Raw genomic sequence first — 25,516 nt, 5'->3', positions numbered from 1 at the left:
TATAAATCAAGGATGATGAGCGAATACATTTATTATGGAAATCAAGCAAATTAAATATTTTTTGACGGTCGTTGAATCGGGCAGTATTGGAAAAGCTGCCCAAAAACTCGATGTGGGTGCTTCAGCGATTAGTCAGCAAATTAGTAAGCTCGAGCAAGAGTTAAGCATTCGCTTATTACAGCGTAATGCTTTTGGTGTGACTCCAACTCCTGCTGGCCTTGCCTTTTTAAAGCACTCGCAACTTATTTTGCGTCAAGTGAACTTCGCCATAGATGCTGCACATTCAGCACGGCTTTCAGGTCATGTTAGCCTTGGTTTTCCACCGACCATTACTGCTTTAATTGGCATCCCTTTAATGAAACTAATGTCTGAACGTTATCCAGATATTCGTTTAGAGATTGTAGAAACGCTGTCGGGGAACCTGATTCAGTCGATTAATTCGCGTCAGCTTGATATCGCCATTATTTTTACCAATGAAATTGATAAACAGTGGTCTATACAGCCTTTGGTGCGCGAGCAAATGTATTTAATGGCACGCAAAGAAGTGCTCGAAAAATACGGACTTAGCGAATGCATTAAAAGCGGAATTATTCAGTCACAGCAAATTGGCGATATTCCTTTAGTGTTGCCACGTCAACGCCATAGCTTACGAAAACTGCTTGAGCACAAGATTGGACAGCTCAATGTCGTCTATGAAATTGATGGCTTGCATTTGCTTATGGACAGTCTGATTCATCTTGATCTTGCGAGTGTTCGTCCCGGTAGTGCTTGCTTACAAGAGTATAAACACAAGCTGCAATTGCTTAAGGTTGTCGACCCGGAAGTTGAACGAATTAACTATTTGGTGAGCCTTGCCGAAGAAGAATTATCACCTGCCGCACTTGCTGCCAAGTCAGCCATTAAGGCATGTGTGAAAGAATTGATTCAAAACCAGATTTGGCCATGTTCTGAAATTATTTTATAAAGGGTCATTAATTTTTCTAAATACCTAATTAATTTTCTCCTCTCACTCCCTCCTGCTTTTTAAGATTACATTTTCCTTCGAATGATAAGTGGTTTTCTGTTTATCGAAACATAGATGTGTAGTTTGAACTGGAAACAAGGCATCACATTTTCTACGAAGGACACCTTTAAATCTCATCTCTAACCCATTTCCTATTTAGGTTTATTGATTGAATCAGTTTACGTCCAAACCTTGAAGATCGTGAATGTTTCCATTTTGTTAGGCCAAGGAGGTCTCCAATGGATGTCGTTAATAACCGTAGGGCTACTTTTAAAAAAATATTAAATGTAACGAGTGGCAACTTTTTAGAACAGTACGATTTTTTTCTTTTTGGTTTCTATGCCACCTATATCGCAGCAAAGTTTTTCCATTCTGATAATGAATATGTCTCTTTAATGATGACATTTACCGTGTTTGCTGCGGGTTTTCTTATGCGTCCTCTCGGCGCTATTTTCTTGGGTGCCTATGTCGACAAAGTCGGTCGTCGTAAAGGTTTGATTGTCACTTTAAGTCTTATGGCAATTGGCACCATCTTAATTACCTTTGTGCCGGGTTATGAAACCATTGGTATTATCGCGCCAATTTTGGTGGTAATTGGGCGTCTATTACAAGGCTTCTCGGCAGGTGTTGAATCTGGCGGTGTTTCAATTTACCTCGCTGAAATTGCAACCGATAAAAACCGTGGCTTTATTACTAGCTGGCAGTCTGGTAGCCAACAAATTGCGGTTGTATTTGCGGCCTTACTTGGTTACTGGCTCAACACCATTTTAACTCATGCTCAAGTAGGTGAATGGGGCTGGCGTATTCCGTTCTTAATTGGCTGTTTAATTATTCCTTTAATCTTCTTGTTCCGTCGTACTTTAGAGGAAACTGAAGACTTTAAAGCGCAAAAAACTCATCCATCTTCAAAAGAAATTTTCAGCACACTTGTAAGCAACTGGCGTATTGTACTTGCCGGCATGATGATGAGTGCGATGACTACGACAACTTTCTACTTTATTACGGTTTACACCACCGTGTATGCAAAACGCACTTTAGAAATGTCGGTAACAGATAGCCTTTTAGCAACCGTGTTTGTAGGTTTATCGAATTTCTTCTGGTTACCAATGGGTGGATTACTTTCCGACAAAATTGGTCGTCGTCCAGTATTAGTGGGTATTACGACACTTGCGATCTTTACCAGCTATCCGGTTTTAAGCTGGTTGGTGAGCGACATTAGCTTCTCAAACCTACTTATTACCCTTGCTTACTTCTCGTTCTTCTTTGGTATGTACAACGGCACTATGGTCGCAACACTTGCCGAAGTGATGCCAAAACGTGTACGTACCGTTGGCTTCTCTTTAGCATTTAGTCTTGCAGCCGCGATTTTTGGTGGTATGACTCCAATGGCATGTACCTTCCTTGTCGAAAATACAGGTAATGCAAGCACACCAGCGTTCTGGCTCATGCTCGCTGCGGTATGTAGTCTCATCTCAAGCTTGTATTTATGTCGTGGTTCTAAACAGAAAGACCCTGATGCAATTGCTGAACCTGCAAAGGTTAGCGCTTAAAACAACTCATTCCTTAACCTGAAATTTTAATAAACAGTACGGCAGACCTTAAATCTCCGTACTGTGCTTTCTTGCAATTCAAGTGAGGCACCATGAAAAAGTCCCCTATCTTCATAACCATTTGCCTAGCTGGTGCAGGCTTAGGATCTACATTTGCCAATGCAGATACGCTCGAAGTAATTAGCTCAGGCGGTTTCTATTCATCTATGGAAAAACTCATTCCAATATTTGAAAAGCAAACCGGTCACACGGTTCACCTCTCATCTGGTTCGTCTATGGGTGAATCACCGACTGCAATTCCAAATCGACTCAATCGTGGTGAACGTTTTGACATTGTTGTGTTGGCTGCTCCTGAACTAAGCAAACTCGCAGAAAAGGGTTATGTTGACCCAAACTCACAAAGCGCTTTGGTGAATTCAAGCATTGGCATGGCTGTGCCTAAAGGTGCACCAAAGCCAGACATTAGCTCTGCGGCAAAATTTGAAAAAGTTTTATTAAATGCCAAGCACATAGGCTATTCAGCAAGTGCGAGTGGTACGCATCTTGAAAAAGATGTTTTCCCAAGCTTTCCACCTGTCGAATACAAAGTAATTTCGAGTAAAGCAGAAAAAGTGGTAGGTGACCGCGTTGCAAAACGTATTGCCGAAGGCCAGTTTGATATTGGTTTCCAGCAAATTAGTGAAATCAAACCTTTTACCGGCAAATATGGTCAAGTTGAGTTAGTTGGTCCAATCCCTGCGCCTTACCAAAAGGTTACCGTGTTTGCTGCTGGTATTGGTAAAAACTCGGAACATGCAAAAGTCGCAAAAGAACTTATTCAATTTGTGAAATCGCCTCAAGCGACACAAATTATTGAAGAACAGGGTCTTGAGCAGGTTAAACAATAAAAGCTCTAAAAGGCAGCATTTTGAGAGGATGTTGCCTTTACTCTTTGAACGGTTTACGCAGCGTAATAGAACAAAATGTAGAGCAATAAACCAGTGTAGAATAATTAACAAAGGTCAAAGTAGAATTTGCCGTGGAACTTAAACAATTAAAGTATTTTATTGCAGTGATCGAGTCAGGAAGCTTGGGTAAAGCTGCAAAAAATCTCGATATTGGAACGTCTGCATTAAGTCAGCAAATCTCAAAATTAGAAAGCGAGCTTTCTATTCGCCTTTTACAACGTACTGCTTTGGGTACGGTTCCCACCCCTGCGGGTTTAGCTTTTTTTCAACAAGTTCAACTGGCGCTTAGGCACTTAGACCATGCTGTAGATTCTGCACACTCTTCACGTTTAAGTGGTCATGTCACCGTCGGTTTTTCGCCAAGTGTCGCATCGGTTATTGGCACGCACTTTTTAAAACTCATGAGAAACCGTTATCCCGACATTAAAGTCCGTTTAATTGAAGGCTTATCGGGTGACCTCAAAGCCTTGGTGAATGCAAGGCAGCTCGATGTGGCTATCATCTTTAGTGACGATGTCGACCCACAATGGGCCATACAGCCTTTAGTCAAAGAACAGATGTTTTTAATCTCGCCAAAAGAAGTACTGAGTCAGTACCATCTTGAAAGCTGTATCGATACTCAAACCATTACTCATTCACAGCTTAAAGAACTTCCACTGATTTTACCAAGCCAGCGACATGGACTGCGTTTGTTGCTCGAACAGAAAATTCACCAGCTTAAAGTGGCCTATGAAATTGATGGGCTGCATTTGTTAATGGAAAGTATTAGCCAACTCGAAATGGCAACCATTCAACCTGCGGGTGCATCATTAAACTCAAGGCAAGACTTATGTTTGCTACGCGTTGTAGAACCTGCCATTGAACGTATTAATTATTTAATTAGTCTCTCTGAAGAAGAGCTCTCACCTGCCACCTTAGCCACAAAAGTGGTGATTCGTGCCTGTGTAGCAAACTTGATTAATGAAAAGCGCTGGCCCGGTGCGGAACTCATAAACACTTAAGCCATTAGTGTTTATTTTTGCTAAACACCCATTCAAGCCTAGCCCCTCACTTCATCTTCCCTTTTGAAGCTACATTAGCCCTAGCTGAGAAAGGGAGAAATCCATGCATGATGTAATTGTGATTGGTGGTGGGAATGCCGCACTGTGTGCCGCACTCACAGCAAAAGAAAGCGGCGCTTCTGTGCTTGTCATAGAAGCAGCACCCAAAGAGTGGCGTGGTGGTAACTCACAACACACTCGTAACCTTCGCTGCAAGCATGATGCTCCTCAAGATGTATTGGTCGATGCCTATCCCGAAGAAGAATATTGGCAAGACCTACTTAAAGTCACTGCGGGCAAAACCAATGAACACTTAGCCCGTCTGGTTATTCGTAGCACGGCGACTTGCCGCGACTGGATGCGTAAACATGGTGTGAATTTTCAGCCGCCGCTCTCAGGTGCCTTACATGTTGCACGTACCAATGCCTTTTTTATGGGTGGCGGTAAAGCCCTCATTAATGCGTATTACCGAAGTGCTCAAGAGCTTGGCATCGAAATTTTATACAACACAAAAATTAAAGATCTAAAGTTAAACCAAGGACACTTTGAAGCCGCAATTGCGGAAGATGGCCGTGTGTTTAAAGCCAAAAGCTGTGTATTGGCCGCAGGTGGTTTTGAATCAAATCTCGAATGGTTAAGAGAAGCATGGGGACAAAATGAAAACGGCGAATGGCCTGCCGATAATTTCATTATTCGCGGAACCCGCTTTAATCAAGGCAACTTACTCAAATTTATGATAGATCAAGGCGCCGATATTATTGGTGACCCATCACAATCACATTGCGTCGCTGTAGATGCACGCGCACCATTATATGACGGCGGCATCTGCACCCGTATTGACTGCGTTTCTTTGGGGATTGTAGTCAATAACAAAGCCGAACGTTTTTACGATGAAGGCGAAGACTTCTGGCCAAAACGTTATGCGATTTGGGGTCGTCTTGTTGCCAAACAGCCACAGCAAATTGCCTATTCGATTATCGACTCAAAAGCCATTGGTCGCTTTATGCCCCCTGTGTTTGCAGGTGTAAAAGCAAATAGCATTCAAGAGTTAGCCGAAAAAATCGGGCTGGATGCAAAAACCTTATGCCATACCGTAGAAGAATTTAATCAAGCCTGTGTGCAAGGCACCTTTAACCATACCGTTTTAGATGACTGCACCACCGAAAATATTATTCCCAACAAAACCCACTGGGCCGTTCCTCTCGATCAACCACCCTTCTATGCCTATGCCCTTAAACCCGGCATTACCTTTACCTATTTAGGCTTAAAAGTAGAAGACGATGCTGCTGTGCGTTTTAACAATAAGCCAAGCCGCAACCTGTTTGTCGCAGGTGAAATGATGGCAGGCAACGTACTCGGACAGGGTTATACCGCAGGCGTTGGTATGTCGATTGGCACGACCTTTGGGCGCATTGCCGGAAAAAATGCAGCCCACTATGCACTTTCACAAGGAGTTGAACATGAATGCTAGTACCAAAGCCCTAATTCCAGTTGTTCAGCTCTCTGACCATGAGCAGGAAGTTCAAAGAGCGCTACAGATTTGTAATGCTTGTCGCTACTGTGAGTCATTTTGTGCTGTTTTTGCGGCTATGACCAAACGTCTTGAGTTTAACCAAGCCGATATTCATTACATGGCAAACCTCTGTCATAACTGTGGTGCTTGTTTACATGCTTGCCAATATGCCCCACCGCATGAGTTTGGGGTAAACATTCCAAAAGCGATGGCACAAGTACGTTTGGAAACTTACCAAGAGTTTGCGACACCTCAGCCTTTAGGCCGACTTTATAAGTCTGTTGGGATTCCTTTTGTTTCGGCGTTATCAGCTATTTTCTTCTTATGCATGTTAGCTGTGGTGTGGTACAAAGGCACCGACCTGTTTGCAGGCTATCAAGGTAATTTCTATGCAATTTTCCCGCATAACTTTTTAGCCCTATTGTTTGGAGCAACCTTTACAGTTGCGATTGTTTTGCTCGGTATTGGAATTAGCAAATTCTGGCGACAGACGTCTAAAGTCATTCATGGCAAAGTTGAGAAACCCGATCTGGTTCAAGCTACCCAAAACGTATTAACACTTAAATATTTAGATGGTGGTCATGGCAAAGGCTGTAATGAGCAAGATGACCGGTACACACAAATCCGCCGCGTGTTCCATCACCTGACATTTTATGGCTTTATGCTCTGCTTTGCAGCCACAGGTGTAGCGACTTTATATCACTATTTCCTTAACCTGCATGCGCCGTACCCTATCTTTAGCTTGCCTGTTATTTTGGGTACGTTGGGTGGGTTTGGCTTAGTGATTGGACCATCTGGCTTGCTTTATTTAAACCTTAAACGCCATCCGTTGCATGGTGACCGTGAGCAAAGACCTGTAGATCGAGGCTTTATTTTCCTTTTAATTTTAGTCAGTACTTCAGGCTTAGCTCTCATGGCATTTCGCAATACCCCTTACATGGCACTTTTACTGATTTTCCATTTAGCTACGGTCATGACATTCTTTATTACCATGCCTTTTGGAAAGTTCGCACACGGTTTTTACCGCAGTGCTTCTTTACTTAAATTTGCCATTGAAGAGCGTATTTCGAAGAAGTCATAATGTTTAAGATTAGAAAAACTTCCTAATAAAAAACCGCTATAAAAGCGGTTTTTTATATTCAACTACAATGATAATTGAATGGACATATTGAAAACGGCAATAGCTTAAGCAATTTTTCCATCAATAATGCCTTTCTCTTTTAACGCAGCTAGCTCTTCTGCCGTTTTAAATCTCGATAAGATTTGAGCAGTATTTTCACCAAGCTCTGGCGGTGCATGATGATATTCAACGGGAGTATCAGACAGTTTGATGGGTGAGCCAATGGTTTGGAAGTTTTCATTTAAACGATGAGGAATGTTCACCACCAAGTTGCGATGTACAATTTGTGGTTCAGCTAAAGCATCTTCAATAGAGTTGATAACACCTACTGGTACTTTTAACGCATGAATCATGTCGACCCATTCTTTGGCAGTTTTCTGCAAAAAGTGCTCGGACAATAAAGGAATCAGTTCATTTCGATATTTTACGCGGTCTTGGTTGCGCACAAACTTATCATTTTCGAGCAACTCTGGATAACCAATCGCAATACACAAATCTTTAAACTGTTTGTCGTTGCCACAAGCAATAATAAATTCTTTATCTTTAGCCTTAAAAGTTTGATACGGCACAATACTTGGGTGTTGATTACCCATGCGTTGTGGGGCTTTACCTGAAGCTAAATAATTCATTCCCTGATTTGCCAGTGCCGCGACCTGTACGTCAAGGAGTGACATATCAATATACTGACCGCGTCCTGTGTGTGAGCGTGCAATCAGTGCCGCTTGAATGGCAATGGTGGAATACAATCCAGTTTGAATATCTACCACAGCCACACCAACCTTTTGCGCACCACCACCTGCCACATCATCAGGCTCGCCAGTAATGCTCATTAAGCCAGACATACCCTGAATAATAAAATCATAACCGGGTTCTTCTGCACGTGGGCCATCTTGCCCAAAACCGGTAATCGAGCAATAAACAATGTTCGGGTTCAACTCACTTAATGACGCGTAGTCCAAACCATATTTAGCCAAAGACCCTGTCTTATAATTTTCAATCACGACATCGGCAGTCTTGGCAATTTCATAAATTAAGGCCTGACCTTCTGGTGTGGTAATGTCCACTGCAACCGAATATTTATTGCGGTTGGTACACTGGAAATAACCAGATTCACGGGTCATGTTTCCATCTTGATCGGGCATCCAAGGTGGCCCCCACATACGGGTGTCATCACCGACTCGAGGACGTTCAATTTTAATCACTTCCGCGCCAAGGTCTGCCAAGATTTGCCCACACCAAGGCCCTGCAAGCACACGACTTAAATCTAAAACCCGAATTCCTTGTAATGCACCCATAACGATACCCTTATCTTTTTAGAAGGTACTAATGCACCTCCCTGTCATTGTTTATGATTGTTTTTGCGGATCGTACTGACGATCTTTAATAAATAAGCCCGGCAATACACCCGCAACAAAATACGCAGCGCCCATCACAATAAAGGCCATGGTAAACGTACCGCCCGATGCCAAGAAACCAATGGTAGCTGGTGCAATCGCTGCCCCGACACGACCAATGTTGTAAGCACCGCCAATGGCTGTTCCGCGCACATCGGTTGAAAAACTTTCAGCCATATAAGTCGCATTCACACCGTATGGAATGCCATATAAGAAGCCAAAAGTGATTAATAAATACAGAATATTGTCAGGGGTATTGAAGAAAATAATGATTGGCAAAAACACAGCACTGGCAATTGTTCCAAACACAAAAACAGCACGGCGATTAAATTTGTCAGCAAGATACCCTGCTAAAATTTTGCCTAGAATCATTGCAGTATATGAACCCACCATATAACTGGTTAAATTTTTAAAGTTCATATGCACTTCTGTTTCTAAATAACTTGGCATCCAGTTGTTAATACCGTAATAACCAAACTGTAAGAAGAATGCTGTGGTCATCCACAACAAAAACATTTTACGGTGCTTAAAGTTATTAAAGATTTGTTTGTAGATACTGCTACTTTTTGGCTTTTCAGCCACCACTCTTTCTTTAGGCTGTCTGTTGCCTTGTAAGCTTTCAATTTTGGTGAGCTGCCAAGATTTTGGCTCCGGCACAAATCGTTGCAGGAAAATATTAACGAAAGCAGGTACTACGGTCAGGAAGAATAAAACGCGCCAGCCATAATCTGGAATAATTGCGCCAGCTAATAACGTTGCAGCAATATAACCTACAGTCTGGCCCGTCTGTAACGTGCCCAAGACCGTTGTACGGTAAGTGGTTGGCACATATTCAGCCATTAAGGTATTACACGCCATATAGAGTGCTCCGATTCCTAAAGCACCTATAAAACGTAGAGCCATAAATTGCTCGAAGCTTTGCGTAAAGCCTAACAAACAAGTCGCTACAGAAAAGAAAGTCACCGAGTTGGCAATGGTCCGTACGCGACCAAACTTGTCACATGCCCAGCCACCCAAAATACCGCCAATACCCATACCCGCCAAAGAAGCACTGCCTAATGCACCCGCTTGAAAGGTACTTAAACCAAACTCTGCCTTTAAACTGGTCAAGCTATAAGATAGCAGCATAATATCAATACCATCGACCACCATTGCAAAATAGGCAAATAACAACGCCCATTTCCATGTATTTGGTCCAATCTTTTCATATGTTCCAAGGTTACTTGGAAATGTGGTTCTTAATTCTTTCGATATTACTTGAACGTCATTGTTCATATTTAGTTCCTCATTTTCCCAAATGAGTCATCGGTAGCTTACTTATGTTTTCTGCATGACTTAATCTTCTATATTTTCATCATCTTACATTTGGTTTTAAGTACACAGAGACACATCTTCACATGAGTATCCTTACGATGAATCTTGTCATTTTCCATAAATTTTTGCGTAAAAATCCCTAAAGGTGCTCCCGAAAGAACACCTCTATTTTTAAAAATGAGTGTGTTAGTTACTAAATGCGGCAATGCCAGTTTGTGCACGACCTAAAATCAAGGCATGAACGTCATGTGTACCCTCGTAGGTATTTACAACTTCAAGATTGACCAAATGACGTGCCACACCAAACTCGTCACTAATGCCGTTTCCACCCATCATGTCACGCGCCATGCGGGCAATATCAAGCGCCTTTCCACAGTTGTTGCGCTTAATGAGAGACGTGCCTTCAACTGATGCAATGCCATCATCTTTCATACGACCAAAACGTAAAGCCACTTGCAAACCCAATGCAATTTCAGTTTGCATATCTGCCAGTTTCTTTTGAATCAACTGATTTGCGGCCAACGGACGACCAAATTGTTTGCGGTCCATGGTGTACTGATGGGCGGTATGCCAGCAGAACTCGGCAGCACCCATTGCACCCCATGCAATGCCATAACGAGCGCTATTCAAACAGGTAAATGGGCCTTTCAAACCTCGAATTTCAGGGAACGCATTCTCTTCAGGTACAAAAACGTTATCCATTACAATTTCACCTGTAATCGAGGCACGTAAACCGACCTTGCCATGAATTGCTGGTGCAGATAGGCCTTCCCAGCCCTTTTCTAAAATGAAGCCGCGAATATCACCGACATTACCTTCAGCAGAAACTTCTTTTGCCCAAACCACAAATACATCTGCAATTGGACTGTTGGTAATCCACATTTTGGCGCCACTTAAACGATAACCACCGTCAACTTTTTTAGCACGTGTAATCATACTGCCCGGATCTGAACCATGATCAGGTTCGGTCAAACCAAAACAACCAATGTATTCACCAGTAGCAAGTTTAGGTAAGTACTTCTGCTTTTGCTCTTCAGTACCAAATTCATGAATCGGAACCATCACCAATGAGCTTTGCACGCTCGCCATAGAGCGGTAGCCCGAGTCGACATATTCAATTTCACGCGCAACCAAACCGTAACTCACATAGTTCAAACCCGCGCCACCATATTGCTCAGGAATGGTTGGGCCAAGTAAGCCAAGCTCTCCCATTTCACGGAAAATAGATGGCTCTGTTGTTTCATGACGAAATTGTTCAAGTACACGTGGTTGTAAACGTTCTTGACAATAGGCATGAGCCGCATCACGAATCATGCGCTCATCTGGGCTAAGCTGTTGCTCAATTAAAAATGGGTCTTGCCAATTAAATTGAACTTTTGCTTTTTTTGTTGTCACCATGTGATTCATCGCATCCTCTGCTTGATTTGATCTTCTTTATTTAACTCGATGTTATGCGTGAAAAATTCAGTAATCAAACGATAAATGTTCATGCAGATATGCGACTTACGCATATTTAAAATGGGTCGCATTAAATTTAGATATTTAATTGGTTGTATTTCATTAAAAATGGCTTATTTTTATACTAAACTCGGATATCTGCATTTAGGTCATATGCTGTTTTGAAATATGATGACAAATAAAAGGATTTGTTTATGCGAAGAAGTATCCCGTCCATTCAGGGTCTAATTTGCTTTGAAAGTGCAGCAAAACATCTAAGTTATACCTATGCTGCGCAAGAGTTATGCATTACCCAAAGCGCGGTCTCTCGCCAAATTCAGCAGTTAGAAGATTTCTTGGGTGTTGAACTCTTTATACGTACTCGGCATGGTGTTGAACTCACCATTGCAGGACAACAATATTTTAAAAGTATTAAGCCCTACTTATTAGGTTTAGAGAAATGTACAGCCGATGTGATTTCTCATAAGGGTTTAGGTGGCACACTAAAGTTAGGTGTAGTACCTACCTTTGCAACGCGCTGGTTGTTACCCAAGCTCCATCTTTTAAATCAAAAACACCCTGAAATTACGGTTCACTTAGAAACCAGTACCAAGCCCTTTTTATTTAATGACAATATTTTTGACGCCGCTATTTTTGCAGGTACGCAGCAGCAAATTGATCACTGGCCCGGCATACAAGCACATTATTTAATGGATGAAGAAATTGTACCCGTGTGCTCGCCGAGGCTCATCGAAAAGTATTTTCCAGATGCAGTCATGATCAATGAAAATACCTATGATTTAAGCTCGGAAGATTTGCTGAAAATTCCTCTACTGCAACAAACCACTCGGCCTAGCATTTGGCAAGAATGGTTTCTAACTCATCAGATGCAACACCCTAAACCTTTTGATGGACAACGCCATGAGTTATTTTCAATGCTTGCGGTTGCTGCAAGCCATGACATGGGAATGGCTTTAATTCCACAAATGTTGATTGAGTCTGAACTACAAAAAAAAGAACTGGTGATTGTTTCCAATAAGAAACTAAAAGGTAGCCGAAAATACTATCTCATCCATTCAAGCCAAGACATAACCCCAACCATTCAAAAATTTGTTGAATGGATTTACCAAGAACTAGAACTACTAAAGAGTAATTCAAATTAGCTGAGCCACTTTGTGCGATCTATACGCATAAAAAAAGATTGTGATTGATAAGATCACAACCTTTTAGTTAAGCATAAATGACTTTGAAATTAATGACTCATTAATTGAATATCTGAACCGCTACGTTTCGGGTCAATCAAGATTTTGGCATGCTGTTCAGGATCACGTAATGCTTCAAATGCATTAGTTACACCTTCTAGGCCAACAACACCAGTAATGAGCGGTGAGCAATTCACTTTCCCTTCTGCAATCATGTGTAGCGCATCTCTAAACTCAAGCGGTGTATAGCCCAACACAAACTGAATTTCTAACTCTTTATTAATTGCAAGTGCGGGTTCTATTTTGTCACTTTGCATGCACACGCCCACCCCAACAATTCGGGAAAACAAAGGTGCACCTTCAATAATTTGCTGCAAAACACCCGGTACGCCTACACACTCAAAAATAACAGGACGTTTTGGTAGAGCGCCTAATTTGTCAATCATGCGCCATCCATGCCACCACGGTAAGCGTGTCGCTTGCAACTTATCAAATAGTCCCATGCCCATGTTAATTGCATCAGAAACATTGCCAAGCAAACCAAACTCTTTCCAGTTGGCAAATGGCGATGTCTCTTTAGGGTCTACCACAATATCCGCACCACATTGCTCGGCAAGCTTACGGCGGTTTGGTGAAAAGTCACTTGCAACTACGGTTTTAACCCCAGCAGCTTTAAGCATTAATATGACACCTAGCCCGACAGGACCACAGCCAATCACAATCGCAGGTTCACTTGTTTTTACACGGCTACGGCGAACAGCATGCAATGCAACCGCCATAGGTTCAGTCATGGCAGCACTATCCGCATCTAGACCATTCGGGACTTCAAACATCAAGCTTGATTGAGCCAATACTTGCTCGGCATAACCACCCGAAGCATTTGGGGAAAGTCCCGTAGACAAATAACCATGCTGATCTACATTCAAAAGCGGCATTGCACAAACGAGTGTGTCGGCTTTAAATTTATGGCGTGTTTTTGGACCGTAGTCTAAAACCTTGCCGCAAAACTCATGTCCTAGTACAAATGGGTCTGTAGACTTGGCTAAACCATTAAACCCGACACGTGCAGCCAAATCATGCATGTGGTCGCAGTGGTGCTGCATATGTAAATCTGAACCACAGATCCCACATCGCACCACTTCCAATAAAACTTGTCCTTTTGCAGGCGTTAAGTTCGGTTGGTCTACTACTTGCAATGTTGCTTGATGACAAAGTACCGACTTCATTTGAGTGCTTCCTATTTCTTCTTTTTCATTTACTTGCCAGAAATAGATTTCTACAGATAAATTAATCGCTTTATCGGTTTGGTCTTTAGCAAGCCTTTATTCATCTTTACAAGTAAAAGGCAAAATACCAATGACCATTCTTCAGCCAATCCACTCTTGAAGAGTCAACAAAAAACAGGCTCAGCGAAATTAAAAACAATAAAAATCTTGGTGCTTGTATCTTACACAGACTGTGTTGTCTTCTTAGGCCAGAACAATGTCATCAAAATTAAAACTTATACAAATATAGTAAGTTCAAAAAACTCAACTCAACCATTTTCACAAAAACATAGCAAATCCAAACTTTTATCAGTGCATCTAAACAGGCATGATGAATTAATAGCAACAGATAAGAAGAAATTTATGATTACTAAAACACTTCCACTTACAGATATACACCGCCATCTTGATGGCAACATCCGCATTCAAACCATTTTAGAATTGGGGCAACAATACCATTTAGATTTACCAGCCTATGACATTGAATCTTTACGACCACACGTACAAGTGATGGATAACCAACCCGACTTATTAAGTTTTTTATCGAAGCTCGATTGGGGCGTAAAGGTATTAGCGAGCCTAGATGCCTGCAAACGTATTGCTTTTGAAAACATGCAGGATGCAGCACAGCAAGGCCTAGACTATGTAGAACTACGTTTTTCACCAGGTTACATGGGTATGACCCATCAACTCCCACTTGAAGGCGTTGTTGAAGCAGTTATTGCTGGAGTAAAAGAAGGCAGTCAGGCGTACGGCGTAAAAGCGAATTTAATTGGTATTATGAGTCGTACTTTTGGTCAAGAAGCCTGCGAAAAAGAATTAAATGCCCTCCTTGCCCATAAAAACGATATTAAAGCACTTGATCTTGCTGGAGATGAGCTTGGTTTTCCGGGCAATTTATTTATTGATCATTTTAAAAAAGCGCGTGATGCAGGCTGGCACATTACAGTACATGCAGGTGAAGCTGCTGGCCCAGAAAGTATTTGGCAAGCTATTGAAGAATTAGGTGCTGAGCGAATTGGACATGGTGTTAAAGCAGTTCAAGATTTAAAACTTTTAGATTATTTGGCTAAACATCAGATTGGTATTGAGTCTTGTCTCACCTCAAATATTCAAACCAACACAGTGCCTTCTTTAGCAGAGCATCCATTAAAGACTTTTTTAGAACATGGTGTGCTTGCTACCATTAATACGGATGACCCAGCAGTAGAAGGCATTGAGATACAGCATGAATATTTAACTGCTGCCCCACTAGCAGGTTTAAGCCCTGAGCAAATTTATACAGCTCAAGAAAATGGACTTAAAATCGCATTTTTATCAGAACAAGAAAAAGATGAGTTAAGACAGAAATATCAATAGCAGAGAACAGAGCTTATATAAATAAGTTCAGATATTGGAGCAATTTGGAATTAAAATTTTATTATAGAAAACAAAAAAATTCCTTCTATCTTATAAGATAAGAAGAAATGATTTTAATATATGGGATATTTTAGAAAGCTTAAACGCTTTTAAATATGGTCGGAGCAGTAGGATTCGAACCTACGACCCCCTGGTCCCAAACCAGGTGCACTACCAGGCTGTGCTATGCTCCGAAATTGGGGTGAATGACGGGATTCGAACCCGCGACAACTGGAATCACAATCCAGGGCTCTACCAACTGAGCTACATCCACCATCAAATAAGTTCTACGTACCAAGCTACCAAATGGCGCGCCTGACAGGATTCGAACCTGTGACCATCCGCTTAGAAGGCGGATGCTCTATCCAACTGAGCTACAGGCGCTTAACCGATGATGCTTATCATGCGATACTTCGCCGATCTTAAAATATTCTTTTAAGTGGTCGGAGCAGTAGGATTCGAACCTACGACCCCCTGGTCCCAAACCAGGTGCACTACCAGGCTGTGCTATGCTCCGATCTATCTCAGCTTTTGCTGTATCGCACATCGTGCGGTACGGTGTGCATTCTAGGCGCGACGCCCTCAGACGTCAACACCTATTGTCAAAAAAAGTTAAAAATCCTTATCAAATGTATATTTAACAAGCATTTTGAGGCTTTTTAACGTTTTAATGATGCACTAAAGGCTAACATTCGATCTAAAGGCATTTTGGCACGTTCAGCAAGTGCTGGGTCAACGTGTATTTCTTGATCACCTTTTTGTAAAACTTCTAAAATTCCATCAAGTTCATTCATCGCCATCCACGGACAGTGTGCACATGAACGACAAGTTGCGCCCTCACCCGCTGTTGGGGCTTCAACCAGAATCTTATCTGGTACTGCTTGCTGCATTTTGTAGAAAATGCCACGGTCCGTTGCCACGATTAAACGTTGGTGTGGCAAAGTTTGTGCAGCTTTAATCAATTGAGATGTACTACCCACTGCATTTGCAATTTCTACCACCGACTCTGGTGACTCAGGATGGACCAATACAGCCGCATCTGGGTACAGTGCTTTCATGTTAGCAATGCCACGTGCACGGAATTCTTCATGCACAATACATGCGCCATCCCAAAGCAACATATCAGCGCCAGTTTTCTTTTGAATATAACGACCTAAGTGCTGATCTGGTGCCCAAATAATTTTTTCACCCAAGCTGTCTAGGTGCTCAACAATTTCAACTGCACAGCTTGAAGTCACCACCCAATCCGCACGAGCTTTAACAGCAGCCGATGTATTGGCATAAACTACTACAGTGTGGTCAGGGTGCTGATCACAAAATGCCGTGAACTCATCGACTGGACAACCTAAGTCAAGTGAACAGGTTGCCTCAAGTGTCGGCATAAGAATTGTTTTTTCAGGAGACAGAATTTTTGCTGTTTCACCCATAAACTTAACGCCAGCCACAACCAGTGTAGAGGCTGCATGATCTCGTCCAAAACGGGCCATTTCTAAAGAGTCAGAAACGCATCCACCTGTTTTTTCGGCAAGTTCTTGTACATCTGGATCGCAATAGTAGTGAGCAACAAGGACAGCATCACGTTTTTTGAGCTCTGCTTCGATCTGTGCAAACTTTTGTTGTTTTGCTTCTTCACTTAGGCGGTTGTCTTTTGGTTCACCTAAACGGTCTAAATGCGCTTGTACAATGTTTTTTGCATCGTTGGCAATTAAAGTCGCATCACTCATAAAACGTCTTCTCTATCCTTCATGCTGGCATACCTGCTCGCATATAACGTTACTGCTTAAACGATTTACTAAATTCAATCATTTAATATCAAAAGATGGGGCTAATAAAAAAGCCTCTTTGTCGAGGCTTGATTATAACTGAATATTTACGAACGGTAATCTGCATTAATCTTGACATAGTCGTAAGATAAGTCACACGTATATACCGTGTCTTTGGCTTGTCCGCGGCCTAAGTCAACACGAATGGTAATTTCGGTTTGTGCCATTACACGAGCACCTGCTTCTTCGGTATAGTCCTCGGCGGCGCCACCATCTTTACAGATTTGCACGTCGTCTAACCATACCTGAATTTTAGACACGTCTAAGTCTTTCACTCCAGCATAGCCGATTGCAGCTAAAATACGTCCCCAGTTCGGATCAGATGCAAAAAGTGCAGTTTTAACAAGTGGTGAATGCGCAATACTATAAGCAATGTCACAACATTCTTGAGTATTTGCACCGCCTTCAACAGCAACAGTAATAAACTTCGTCGCACCTTCTCCATCACGGACAATTAACTGTGCTAAACGGTTCATTACACGAGCAAGTACTTCTAACACTTTAGCGTAGCGTGCATCGCTTTCCGATGTAATTTCAGTGCCGCCCGCCTGACCAGTTGCTACAAAAATACAAGAGTCATTTGTTGAGGTATCACCATCAATGGTAATACGGTTAAATGAATGCTCAACTGTAGTCTTTAATAGCTTTTGTACTAAATCACGGCGAATAGGCGCATCTGTTGCCACAAAGCTCAGCATAGTTGCCATGTTTGGACGGATCATCCCAGCGCCTTTACTAATACCGGTCATGGTATAAGTCATACCATCAAGCTCAAATTGTTCAGATGCGCCTTTAGGCACTGTGTCTGTTGTCATAATGCCAGATGCCGCATCACTCCATGCAGCGTCTTGTACGCTATTTAATGCAGGTTGTAAGCCAGCGAGTAAACGTTCCATCGGAAGCTGCTCACCAATCACGCCTGTTGAAAATGGAAGTACTTCGAAACTGTTAACGCCAGCAAGCTCCGCTAACTTTGCACAAGTATCCTGAGCATTTTTCAAACCTGTAGGACCAGTACCAGCATTGGCATTACCTGTATTAATCACTAAATAGCGCGGATTGCCTTGTGCAAGATGGGCTTTAGAGACATGAACAGGTGCCGCACAGAATGCATTTTGCGTAAATACACCTGCAACATTTGAACCTTCTGCAAATTCAAAAATGACTAGATCTCGTCGGTTTGGGTAACGTACATATGCTTCTGTTGAGCCAATTTTTACACCTTTTACCACATGCATTTGTGGCATTGTTACGTCACCGACAGCCATTTTTAAAACATCCAGAGTTTGTTATGAATAGATTAATATTTCAGAAAATAGCGAGGTTATAAAACACGCTTTATATGAAATATCAGAATTGACAGCTTATTAGAAAAGCCTGAAAAAATCGAGCGCTAAAAATAGCTTATTTTTGCTCTAATCTTAATAAAATATCTTTCTTATCAAGACCACCGGCAAAACCCACCAAAGCGCCACCCACACCAATGACTCGGTGACAAGGTGCAATAATTGAAATCGGATTTTTGCCATTTGCAGCACCCACTGCTCGCACTGCTTTTTCATTTCCGATCTGAACGGCAATATCTTTATAACTTCTTGTTTCACCATACGGAATCGTCAGTAATGCCGCCCAGACCTGCTTTTGAAATGCAGTCCCTTCAAAATCTAGTGGTAATGTAAACTCACGGCGTTTGCCTTCAAAATATTCTTGTAATTGTTGTTCGGTCTTTAATAAAACTGGATGCTCAAGTTGTTCGACCAGCTCTGCCAGTCGAACACGTTTTGGATTTTCATTGTCCCAAAGTACTGCCACCAAAGCATTTTCATTCGCAACCAGTTTTAATTGCCCAACAGGCGAATTGATATACTTATAAGACAGCAACATACTTGATCCTCTTAGGATGGAGACGAAATTTTCATTAGAACCAGTCCTGATACAATCAGTACAGCAGCAATCATCCTCATCGCACCAATAGGCTCATGAAGAAAGAAAATACCAACTAAAAATGATCCAATTGCACCAATGCCTGTCCAAACCGTATAAGCAGTACCAAGGGGTAAAGTTTTCATTGAAATTGAAAGTAGAACTACACTCAAAATCATAAAAACTACGGTAATAATACTAGGTGTTAAGCGTGTAAAACCTTCAGACATTTTCATAGAATATGCCCAAATCACTTCAAATACACCTGCTAAAATTAAAATAGCCCAAGCCATAACATTCACTAATTTTTATAGTGTCAGGTCGTCCCGACATGATTACCCATTATGGGGGAGGTCGTTCCTCCTTTATGTGAAGACTCAGTTTACTTTAAAATAAAAAATGAAGGCAAACCCGAACTCAAACTTGCCTCTATCAGAAAATATTATTCATTTTTTAACTGTAAAATTTTTCGTGCACCATTTAAAACGAACAAAACAATAATCAATCCAATAATTAAATCAGGATAACGAGAGCCTGTGATTGCAACCAGTATTCCCGCAATAATGACACCTAAGTTTACGATGACATCATTTGCAGAAAATATATAACTCGCCTTCATATGTGCCCCGCTCTCTTTATGGTCACTCATTAAGTAAAGACAACTAATGTTGGCTGCAAGCGCTAATCCCCCAATTAAAATCATTAAAATTGAAACTGGTTCACTGCCATATATAAAACGGCGCAGCACATCAATTAAAACGATTATGGCTAAACCAAATTGAAACCATCCGGAAAGATGCGCAGCCTTTAATTGAGCGTCGAGGTTTTTACCCACCACGAATAATGCAATACCATAAATTGCAGCATCGGCAAACATATCGAGCGAGTCAGCAATTAACCCTGTGGAGGAGGCAATGATGCCTGCCATTAACTCAATGACAAACATGACCCCATTAATGAGTAACAGCCATTGTAGTACCTGTTTTTGTGCTGCATTAGTTGAGGAACTTGGTCGAACCTTTTTGGGTTTTTCAATAGGCTCATAATGTGGTTGGGTTTGTTGTAATTCGGCTCCTAAACCTAGACGTTGCAGGCACTGCGTAATCTTCTCATCTTGAGTACTGTGATACACCGCTAAGTGGCGGGCGGGCAAATCAAAATAAAGTTCTTGAATATGCTCAGCATAAGAAGCTAAAGCCATTCGTACCATTTGTTCTTCGGCTGCACAATCCATACGGGGAATATGATAATAACTCACCCATTGGGTTTTATTTACCCTAGATTCACTTGCCACAGAAAAGTCCTGAGCTGCTACATTTGAGCACCCACAGCCAGAACAGCTTTTATTTACATTTATTTGATTCTCTTGTTTTTCTAAAGCCATCTTTGCACCATAACTGACACAAAAAACAATGCCATCAGTATAAACCAATGGCATGTCATTAAGCTTACTTTTTGTTCGGCAATTAGAATTTTAGTGTTAACCCAGCTCCATAATACCAACCATGTTCTGAGCCGGTTCCAGTTTGCCAAGCGGTTTGTTTTAAACCTTTTTCATAACCATAACCGAAATCAACAAATGGCATTACCTTTTTATTGATTTCATAACGGGTTTGAAAGCCAGCTTGTAAACTCGACAGGCCTGTTTTACTGGCATAGCGAGATTCATCTTGTAAAACAACATCTGCTTTTAAATAGGGCTGACCAATCAACTTTTGAGTAAAAAGCAAATCTTTTTCTGTCTCTAAGCTTAACTTCCATAACTGATCTTCACCTACATAAAGATAAGCATCGGTTTCAAAGAAGTAAGGCGCCATGCCATGTAAGCCCACTACACCAGCCCAGCGATCTTGCTTTTCGTCTTCCCGTTGTAAACGTTCATAGTTTACCCCGGCCTGTACATCCCAATAGTCAGCTACATTTCGACTATAAAGTACTGAACCGCCATAATTGGCATCTTCCGACTCGGCATTTTCAACATGGGCTTTAATGAACAATTTATTTTCATCAGTTCCCACCCAGCTTTCCAATTCAGAAGAAAAACTGCCTTCACCCTCTTCATTTTGGGTCCAGGCAGTATCAATCTTTGTTGCTTGATAAACCTGTCCACCATGTTCGCGTAAATGATCGTGTGTTAAAGGTTCTTGAGCAAAAGCAAATACAGATATACCCGAGAAAGCACCGCAACATATCATTTGAGAAAATAACTTAGTGATGCGCATGACTAGCTCCTTTCTCATTTTCAGATTGAACAGTTGGCTGGGACTGAGCGGGTTGTTGCCCATCATTGACTTGAGCAACAATTAATTTATTCATCATTCCAGCACTCATGTGATAGAGCAGATGGCAATGAATCGCCCATTCTCCCAAGGCATCGGCTGTCAATAACGCAGTAACGGTCTTTCCAGGTGGAACAATAATGGTATGTTTATTTGGTAAGTTTTCAGCTTGTTGACCATTTTCCAATTGCATAAACATGCCATGTAAATGCATTGGATGAGCCATCATACTGTCATTCACAAACTTCAAGCGTATGCGTTCACCATACTTAACTTGTAAAGGTGTCGTGTCACTAAATTTCTTGCCATTAATGGTCCAGATATAACGCTCCATGTTGCCACCTAAACGAATGACTAATTCTCGTTCGGGCGCACGGGTATCTGGCTGAGGTGTTAAAGATTGCAAATCGCTATATTGCAGTGCTTTCATACCCGCTGGCGTTGAAGCATTTGCCCAGCCATAAACTGGTTCATCCTTTTTAGGCTTATTCTCAGATTGAGCAGGCATCTCATGATTCATATTCATCATAGAGTGGTCATGCTCGCTAGATGACATTGCCTGCATATCATGGTTCATTTCAGACATCGCTGACATATCATGCTTCATGTGCATCATGGAATGATCATGTTCGCCAGATGATATATTTTTCATGTCATGATCCATTTTCATCATTGTGTGATCATGATTAGCCTGACTCGTCTCTTTTTTCATTTCAGGCATGGCCGACATGTCATGTTGCATGTTCATTTGATGGCCAGCATGTTCATTACTTCCACCACCATGACTCATGCCCATATCATCCATGGTCAATAAAGCACGTGGACGTGGTGTTGGCATTTGGACTGGCCCCACAGCCTGCGTATTTTCATTGTGCAAAGTACCGATAGCAAAACCACTACGGTCAATAGACTCTGCTTCAATCTGATAATTTGGCTGTTTAGGTTCCACAATGACATCGTAGGTTTCAGCTGTACCAATACGAAACTCATCAATTGCTACAGGTTTAACTGGCTGCCCATCTGCACTTACGACAGTCATTTTTAAATTTGGAATTCTGACATCAAAAAATGACATTGCTGATGCATTAATAAATCGTAATCGAACCTTATCGCCAGCTTTAAAATTAGCTGCCCAGTTTTGCTGAGGAGTCTTGCCGTTAACTAAGAAGGTATAACCCGTCACATCAGACATATCGGTTTTTAACATCCGCATCTGATTCCACATCGAACGATCTTGCCAAGTTGCTTTTAAGCCTTGTGTTTTAACTTGCTTCAAAACATCAGATACGGTTTCACGGCGGTTTTGATAATACTCAGCAGATTTCTTCAAATTCTTCATAATGCTATCGCTAGAAGAATCATGGAAATCTGAAAGCATCACTACATAATCACGATCAGTTTTTTCATGCGCCGCAACTGGTATTTTGCCTTTTGGGTAAATCACAAGCGGCCCATATAAACCGTCTTGCTCTTGGCCTTTACTATGGGCGTGATACCAATATGTGCCATTTTGTTTCACCTTAAAGCGGTAAACAAAATCTCCATTTGGAGCAATCCCTTTAAAATTATTAAAACCCGGCACACCATCCATTAACCCTGGCAGTAACAACCCATGCCAGTGTAAAGAGGTATCTTGATTCTTTAATTGGTTATGGACGTGAATAACAGCCTCATCCCCCTCTTCAAACTCAAGGAGTGGTGCTGTAAATTTTCCATTTACGGTAATTCGTTTAAGGGGTTTGCCCGTAACATTGACCTGTTGTTCATTAATATTAAGGTGATATTCCTTAATTGCCGCGAGAGTCCATGGTGAAACCAATAGACCAAATACAGCGACGAGGCTGCTAATCGTTTTATGAGACATTGCTTTAATCCTTTTAACTAAAAAAATAAGTAAGAAAGGATTAAGCTTTTGGTGGACGTAAGATTTCTTGCCAGTATCCGGCTAAATGCTGTGCCTGATAAATACTACTAAATTGAGATGGAATAGGAATAAATGATGATTCAATATCTGGTACAGCTTGCTGTAAAGCCAGATTTACCATCTGACAATGGACCGGGTTACAGTCTTGGCAGTGTTCACCATGTTGGTGAGAAACCTGCCCCATAGATTGATGACACGTTGCCTGCTCATCAGCTTGAATATGCATAGAGTGATGTTTCATTTGCTCACTATGACACGGCATAGTATGAAGATCATGCTGCATAGGTGTCTGAGCAATAGACACACCACTCCACCCAATAACTAAAGTCATCAGGAACACAAACCAAGCATACTTGCGTAAGTGTTGCAGTGTCATCATTTATTGCCTTGAGCAATCTACTTATCTTAGTTGTTTAGCATAACCAAGTTTTAAATTAGATACAATTTTCCATCTTAGATGATTGTTATTGAAGTCATTAAGCAAATGGAGGTTGATGCTGAAGAACCAAATCAATTACCTGTAATGCACCTTCTTGCTCATTATTTGCAGTTGTGTAAGGAGCAACGGCTTTTAAGGCTTCAACTGCATTTTCGACTGCAAACCCATAACCTGCTGCTTTAATCATCTGGATATCATTATTGTTATCACCAATCGCAACGACTTGATCGGGTTGAACCTGCCATTTTTGCAATAATAGCTTCAAACCATGTGCTTTGTGCTGGTCCGGAAGGATTAAATCGATAAAATTAAAGCCACTTGAAACTGGTACTAGAACCTTATCTTTTACAAAGCTTTGCTTCTGAAAATGCTCAAAAATTGTAAAACTTTCATTTTCCTGCGCAGTAAAAGTAATTTTACACACCAAGTCATCTAGTGCATAAAAGTCATCTATAACCGTCAGCTTTTCAAAATAGCGAGCGACTTTAGCATAATCTTCCGCGTTCATACTGCTATGCACATAAGCACTCTGTTTTCCGCAGATCACCATTTTAGAGGTATACACTGGGTCAATCGCATTTAAAATCTCAATGAATTGCTCTTTGCTTAAATGGGCAAAAGCTAACTCTTGCCCCGCATCTACAACATGAGCACCATTTTCGGCAATAAAAGCAATCTCATGATTAATTTCTGGAAAATACGTAACAAGCTTTGCAAGCTGGTTACCACTAGCGACTACAAAACGGATATTATTTTGTTTTAGTTGTTCATACTGTTTTAAAAAACGTGCTTTGTTGTACTGCTTCTTAGAATTAAGAAAAGTTCCATCCATATCTACCGCTAAAATTTTTACTGTCATTAATGATCTAGGTCTCTTACTAAAATCTTATTAAATCAAATTTAGCTTTATTTTTCATGACACTTTTACAGTTTTCTATTCAATATATTTTAAAAAGTTTTACACAAGCCCTCTCGTTTTTTGCACAGGTTATTTTTTAGCAAAGCTTAATAAAAAAACAGATCCCAAAATATCCCGATAGAATAGAAAAAGAACGCCAAAGCGTTCTTTTTTCATACATTTTGCTTAGAGAATAAACGGTTGATCTCATTTTGTTTATTTTACCAACATCTTATCCATATGGTTATCAACACAGTTATCCATACAGTTATAAACAAAGTTATCCACAAGTTTACTCTCAGCTTAATATTCTTTTTTTAAGCGTCTACACTACCGACTTTTGCAAGCTCTGCACGCATTTGATCAATCACAACTTTATAATCTGGTTGACCAAAAATTGCCGAACCAGCAACGAACATATCTGCACCAGCTTCTGCAATTTCACGGATATTTGCAGGACCAACACCACCGTCTACTTCTAAACGGATATCACGGCCACTTGCATCAATAATTTTACGCGCTTCACGTAATTTTTCTAAAGTCATTGGAATGAACTTTTGCCCACCAAAACCTGGGTTTACACTCATTAATAAAATTTGGTCAACTTTATCAAGAACATAGTCTAGATAATGCAATGGTGTTGCTGGGTTAAAAACTAATCCTGCTTTAGCACCACCAGACTTAATAAGCTGTAATGAACGGTCAATGTGATGAGAAGCTTCTGGGTGAAACGTAATGATATCTGCGCCTGCTTCTAAGAAATCACCAATAATACGGTCAACTGGAGATACCATTAAATGCACATCAACAGGAGCAGTAATTCCATAATTTTTTAAAGCCTTACACACACCTGCACCAAAAGTTAAATTTGGAACATAGTGATTATCCATCACATCAAAATGCACTACATCGGCACCTGCAGCTAACACTTTGTCTACATCTTCGCCTAAACGAGCAAAATCGGCAGATAAAATAGAAGGAGCAATCAAATAAGGCTTGGACATAGGTGGATGACCTGGCTAAAAATTTAAGGAGAGGCTAAAAATT

22 protein-coding genes and 4 tRNA genes are annotated in these 25,516 nt (G+C 41.2%); 8 read left to right on the top strand and 18 right to left on the bottom strand.

Annotated features, from left to right (window positions below):
- Nucleotides 1–34: 34 nt before the first annotated feature.
- The 6 genes from EGT34_RS14635 (at nt 35) to tcuB (ending at nt 7,134) form a co-directional block, all read left to right on the top strand.
- Complete coding sequence (locus EGT34_RS14635; protein WP_000403826.1) at nt 35–964, top strand: LysR family transcriptional regulator; 930 nt, start codon at nt 35–37, stop codon at nt 962–964.
- Nucleotides 965–1,242: 278 nt separating this feature from the next.
- A complete protein-coding gene (locus EGT34_RS14625; protein WP_000383636.1) occupies nt 1,243–2,553 on the top strand; it encodes an MFS transporter in 1,311 nt (436 codons plus the stop codon).
- Between the two features lie 92 nt (nt 2,554–2,645).
- A complete protein-coding gene (locus EGT34_RS14620) occupies nt 2,646–3,440 on the top strand; it encodes a substrate-binding domain-containing protein (protein WP_000749505.1) in 795 nt (264 codons plus the stop codon).
- A gap of 131 nt (nt 3,441–3,571) precedes the next feature.
- On the top strand, nt 3,572–4,501 hold the full coding sequence (locus EGT34_RS14615) for a LysR family transcriptional regulator (protein WP_000421146.1): 930 nt from the start codon (nt 3,572–3,574) through the stop codon (nt 4,499–4,501).
- Nucleotides 4,502–4,604: 103 nt separating this feature from the next.
- Nucleotides 4,605–6,011, top strand: a complete 1,407-nt coding sequence (tcuA, locus tag EGT34_RS14610) for an FAD-dependent tricarballylate dehydrogenase TcuA (protein WP_000543950.1) — start codon at nt 4,605–4,607, stop codon at nt 6,009–6,011.
- On the top strand, nt 6,001–7,134 hold the full coding sequence (gene tcuB, locus EGT34_RS14605; RefSeq protein ID WP_000994365.1) for a tricarballylate utilization 4Fe-4S protein TcuB: 1,134 nt from the start codon (nt 6,001–6,003) through the stop codon (nt 7,132–7,134). The genes tcuA and tcuB overlap by 11 nt, the downstream gene beginning before the upstream one ends.
- 104 nt (nt 7,135–7,238) lie before the next feature.
- Here the strand turns inward: tcuB and EGT34_RS14600 are convergent, their stop codons facing one another.
- From EGT34_RS14600 to EGT34_RS14590, 3 genes are all read right to left on the bottom strand, one after another.
- Nucleotides 7,239–8,468 carry a CaiB/BaiF CoA transferase family protein gene (locus EGT34_RS14600; RefSeq protein WP_000501132.1) on the bottom strand — a complete coding sequence of 410 codons (1,230 nt, stop codon included), beginning with the start codon at nt 8,466–8,468 and terminating at the stop codon, nt 7,239–7,241.
- Nucleotides 8,469–8,519: 51 nt separating this feature from the next.
- Complete coding sequence (locus EGT34_RS14595; protein WP_001058262.1) at nt 8,520–9,842, bottom strand: MFS transporter; 1,323 nt, start codon at nt 9,840–9,842, stop codon at nt 8,520–8,522.
- A 225-nt stretch (nt 9,843–10,067) separates the two neighbouring features.
- Complete coding sequence (locus EGT34_RS14590) at nt 10,068–11,288, bottom strand: acyl-CoA dehydrogenase (protein ID WP_024437340.1); 1,221 nt, start codon at nt 11,286–11,288, stop codon at nt 10,068–10,070.
- A gap of 245 nt (nt 11,289–11,533) precedes the next feature.
- On the opposite strand from EGT34_RS14590, the gene EGT34_RS14585 reads away from it, so the two are divergent.
- Complete coding sequence (locus tag EGT34_RS14585; RefSeq protein WP_001254614.1) at nt 11,534–12,481, top strand: LysR substrate-binding domain-containing protein; 948 nt, start codon at nt 11,534–11,536, stop codon at nt 12,479–12,481.
- 89 nt (nt 12,482–12,570) lie between these two features.
- Here the strand turns inward: EGT34_RS14585 and EGT34_RS14580 are convergent, their stop codons facing one another.
- The gene (locus EGT34_RS14580; protein ID WP_000843791.1) at nt 12,571–13,746 is read right to left on the bottom strand and encodes a zinc-binding dehydrogenase; all 1,176 of its coding nucleotides are present in this window, start codon (nt 13,744–13,746) and stop codon (nt 12,571–12,573) included.
- A gap of 402 nt (nt 13,747–14,148) precedes the next feature.
- On the opposite strand from EGT34_RS14580, the gene add reads away from it, so the two are divergent.
- The gene (gene add / locus EGT34_RS14575; RefSeq protein WP_000629031.1) at nt 14,149–15,144 is read left to right on the top strand and encodes an adenosine deaminase; all 996 of its coding nucleotides are present in this window, start codon (nt 14,149–14,151) and stop codon (nt 15,142–15,144) included.
- A 156-nt stretch (nt 15,145–15,300) separates the two neighbouring features.
- Here add and EGT34_RS14570 read toward each other — a convergent pair.
- The 14 genes from EGT34_RS14570 to rpe all read right to left on the bottom strand — a co-directional run bounded on the left by EGT34_RS14570 (nt 15,301) and on the right by rpe (nt 25,473).
- Nucleotides 15,301–15,377: transfer RNA gene (locus EGT34_RS14570), tRNA-Pro, on the bottom strand.
- Between the two features lie 4 nt (nt 15,378–15,381).
- Nucleotides 15,382–15,457, bottom strand: a tRNA-His gene (locus EGT34_RS14565).
- 33 nt (nt 15,458–15,490) lie between these two features.
- A tRNA-Arg gene (locus tag EGT34_RS14560) sits at nt 15,491–15,567 on the bottom strand.
- Between the two features lie 56 nt (nt 15,568–15,623).
- A tRNA-Pro gene (locus tag EGT34_RS14555) sits at nt 15,624–15,700 on the bottom strand.
- Between the two features lie 142 nt (nt 15,701–15,842).
- Complete coding sequence (gene nadA / locus EGT34_RS14550) at nt 15,843–16,907, bottom strand: quinolinate synthase NadA (RefSeq protein ID WP_001278266.1); 1,065 nt, start codon at nt 16,905–16,907, stop codon at nt 15,843–15,845.
- 146 nt (nt 16,908–17,053) lie between these two features.
- Entirely contained in the window at nt 17,054–18,274 is a 1,221-nt protein-coding gene (gene argJ, locus EGT34_RS14545; RefSeq protein WP_000268136.1) for a bifunctional glutamate N-acetyltransferase/amino-acid acetyltransferase ArgJ, read from the bottom strand.
- A 136-nt stretch (nt 18,275–18,410) separates the two neighbouring features.
- Entirely contained in the window at nt 18,411–18,890 is a 480-nt protein-coding gene (locus EGT34_RS14540) for a methylated-DNA--[protein]-cysteine S-methyltransferase (RefSeq protein WP_000927480.1), read from the bottom strand.
- A gap of 11 nt (nt 18,891–18,901) precedes the next feature.
- Nucleotides 18,902–19,222: a DMT family transporter gene (locus EGT34_RS14535; protein ID WP_000312237.1), complete on the bottom strand. Its 321-nt coding sequence runs from the start codon at nt 19,220–19,222 to the stop codon at nt 18,902–18,904.
- A gap of 149 nt (nt 19,223–19,371) precedes the next feature.
- On the bottom strand, nt 19,372–20,367 hold the full coding sequence (locus tag EGT34_RS14530; RefSeq protein WP_001131873.1) for a cation transporter: 996 nt from the start codon (nt 20,365–20,367) through the stop codon (nt 19,372–19,374).
- 28 nt (nt 20,368–20,395) lie between these two features.
- Nucleotides 20,396–21,151, bottom strand: a complete 756-nt coding sequence (locus tag EGT34_RS14525; protein ID WP_001223252.1) for a copper resistance protein B — start codon at nt 21,149–21,151, stop codon at nt 20,396–20,398.
- Nucleotides 21,138–23,072, bottom strand: coding sequence for a copper resistance system multicopper oxidase (locus EGT34_RS14520; protein ID WP_000018542.1), 1,935 nt, complete (start codon nt 23,070–23,072; stop codon nt 21,138–21,140). The genes EGT34_RS14525 and EGT34_RS14520 overlap by 14 nt, the downstream gene beginning before the upstream one ends.
- A 40-nt stretch (nt 23,073–23,112) precedes the next feature.
- Nucleotides 23,113–23,508 (bottom strand): hypothetical protein, encoded by a 396-nt coding sequence (locus EGT34_RS14515; protein WP_000174924.1) that lies wholly within the window; start codon nt 23,506–23,508, stop codon nt 23,113–23,115.
- 100 nt (nt 23,509–23,608) lie between these two features.
- Nucleotides 23,609–24,430 carry a Cof-type HAD-IIB family hydrolase gene (locus EGT34_RS14510; RefSeq protein ID WP_000216413.1) on the bottom strand — a complete coding sequence of 274 codons (822 nt, stop codon included), beginning with the start codon at nt 24,428–24,430 and terminating at the stop codon, nt 23,609–23,611.
- Between the two features lie 356 nt (nt 24,431–24,786).
- Nucleotides 24,787–25,473, bottom strand: a complete 687-nt coding sequence (rpe, locus tag EGT34_RS14505; protein ID WP_000043044.1) for a ribulose-phosphate 3-epimerase — start codon at nt 25,471–25,473, stop codon at nt 24,787–24,789.
- Nucleotides 25,474–25,516 lie beyond the last annotated feature (43 nt).

Origin of the sequence: Acinetobacter sp. FDAARGOS_558, from assembly GCF_003937785.1 — a bacterium.
In the GTDB taxonomy this organism is placed as follows: Bacteria; Pseudomonadota; Gammaproteobacteria; order Pseudomonadales; family Moraxellaceae; genus Acinetobacter; species Acinetobacter baumannii.
The sequence above is the reverse complement of the archived record's forward strand: the minus strand, read 5'-3'. Positions and strand labels throughout refer to the sequence as shown.

Bases quoted from the DNA above. Each gene is read 5' to 3' on its own strand.
- EGT34_RS14635 (WP_000403826.1), top strand. From the start codon at position 35: ATGGAAATCAAGCAAATTAAATATTTTTTGACGGTCGTTGAATCGGGC.
- EGT34_RS14625 (WP_000383636.1), top strand. From the start codon at position 1,243: ATGGATGTCGTTAATAACCGTAGGGCTACTTTTAAAAAAATATTAAAT.
- EGT34_RS14620 (WP_000749505.1), top strand. From the start codon at position 2,646: ATGAAAAAGTCCCCTATCTTCATAACCATTTGCCTAGCTGGTGCAGGC.
- tcuA (WP_000543950.1), top strand. From the start codon at position 4,605: ATGCATGATGTAATTGTGATTGGTGGTGGGAATGCCGCACTGTGTGCC.
- tcuB (WP_000994365.1), top strand. From the start codon at position 6,001: ATGAATGCTAGTACCAAAGCCCTAATTCCAGTTGTTCAGCTCTCTGAC.
- EGT34_RS14600 (WP_000501132.1), bottom strand. From the start codon at position 8,468: ATGGGTGCATTACAAGGAATTCGGGTTTTAGATTTAAGTCGTGTGCTT.
- EGT34_RS14595 (WP_001058262.1), bottom strand. From the start codon at position 9,842: ATGAACAATGACGTTCAAGTAATATCGAAAGAATTAAGAACCACATTT.
- EGT34_RS14590 (WP_024437340.1), bottom strand. From the start codon at position 11,288: ATGAATCACATGGTGACAACAAAAAAAGCAAAAGTTCAATTTAATTGG.
- EGT34_RS14585 (WP_001254614.1), top strand. From the start codon at position 11,534: ATGCGAAGAAGTATCCCGTCCATTCAGGGTCTAATTTGCTTTGAAAGT.
- EGT34_RS14580 (WP_000843791.1), bottom strand. From the start codon at position 13,746: ATGAAGTCGGTACTTTGTCATCAAGCAACATTGCAAGTAGTAGACCAA.
- add (WP_000629031.1), top strand. From the start codon at position 14,149: ATGATTACTAAAACACTTCCACTTACAGATATACACCGCCATCTTGAT.
- nadA (WP_001278266.1), bottom strand. From the start codon at position 16,907: ATGAGTGATGCGACTTTAATTGCCAACGATGCAAAAAACATTGTACAA.
- argJ (WP_000268136.1), bottom strand. From the start codon at position 18,274: ATGGCTGTCGGTGACGTAACAATGCCACAAATGCATGTGGTAAAAGGT.
- EGT34_RS14540 (WP_000927480.1), bottom strand. From the start codon at position 18,890: ATGTTGCTGTCTTATAAGTATATCAATTCGCCTGTTGGGCAATTAAAA.
- EGT34_RS14535 (WP_000312237.1), bottom strand. From the start codon at position 19,222: ATGGCTTGGGCTATTTTAATTTTAGCAGGTGTATTTGAAGTGATTTGG.
- EGT34_RS14530 (WP_001131873.1), bottom strand. From the start codon at position 20,367: ATGCCATTGGTTTATACTGATGGCATTGTTTTTTGTGTCAGTTATGGT.
- EGT34_RS14525 (WP_001223252.1), bottom strand. From the start codon at position 21,151: ATGCGCATCACTAAGTTATTTTCTCAAATGATATGTTGCGGTGCTTTC.
- EGT34_RS14520 (WP_000018542.1), bottom strand. From the start codon at position 23,072: ATGTCTCATAAAACGATTAGCAGCCTCGTCGCTGTATTTGGTCTATTG.
- EGT34_RS14515 (WP_000174924.1), bottom strand. From the start codon at position 23,508: ATGACACTGCAACACTTACGCAAGTATGCTTGGTTTGTGTTCCTGATG.
- EGT34_RS14510 (WP_000216413.1), bottom strand. From the start codon at position 24,430: ATGACAGTAAAAATTTTAGCGGTAGATATGGATGGAACTTTTCTTAAT.
- rpe (WP_000043044.1), bottom strand. From the start codon at position 25,473: ATGTCCAAGCCTTATTTGATTGCTCCTTCTATTTTATCTGCCGATTTT.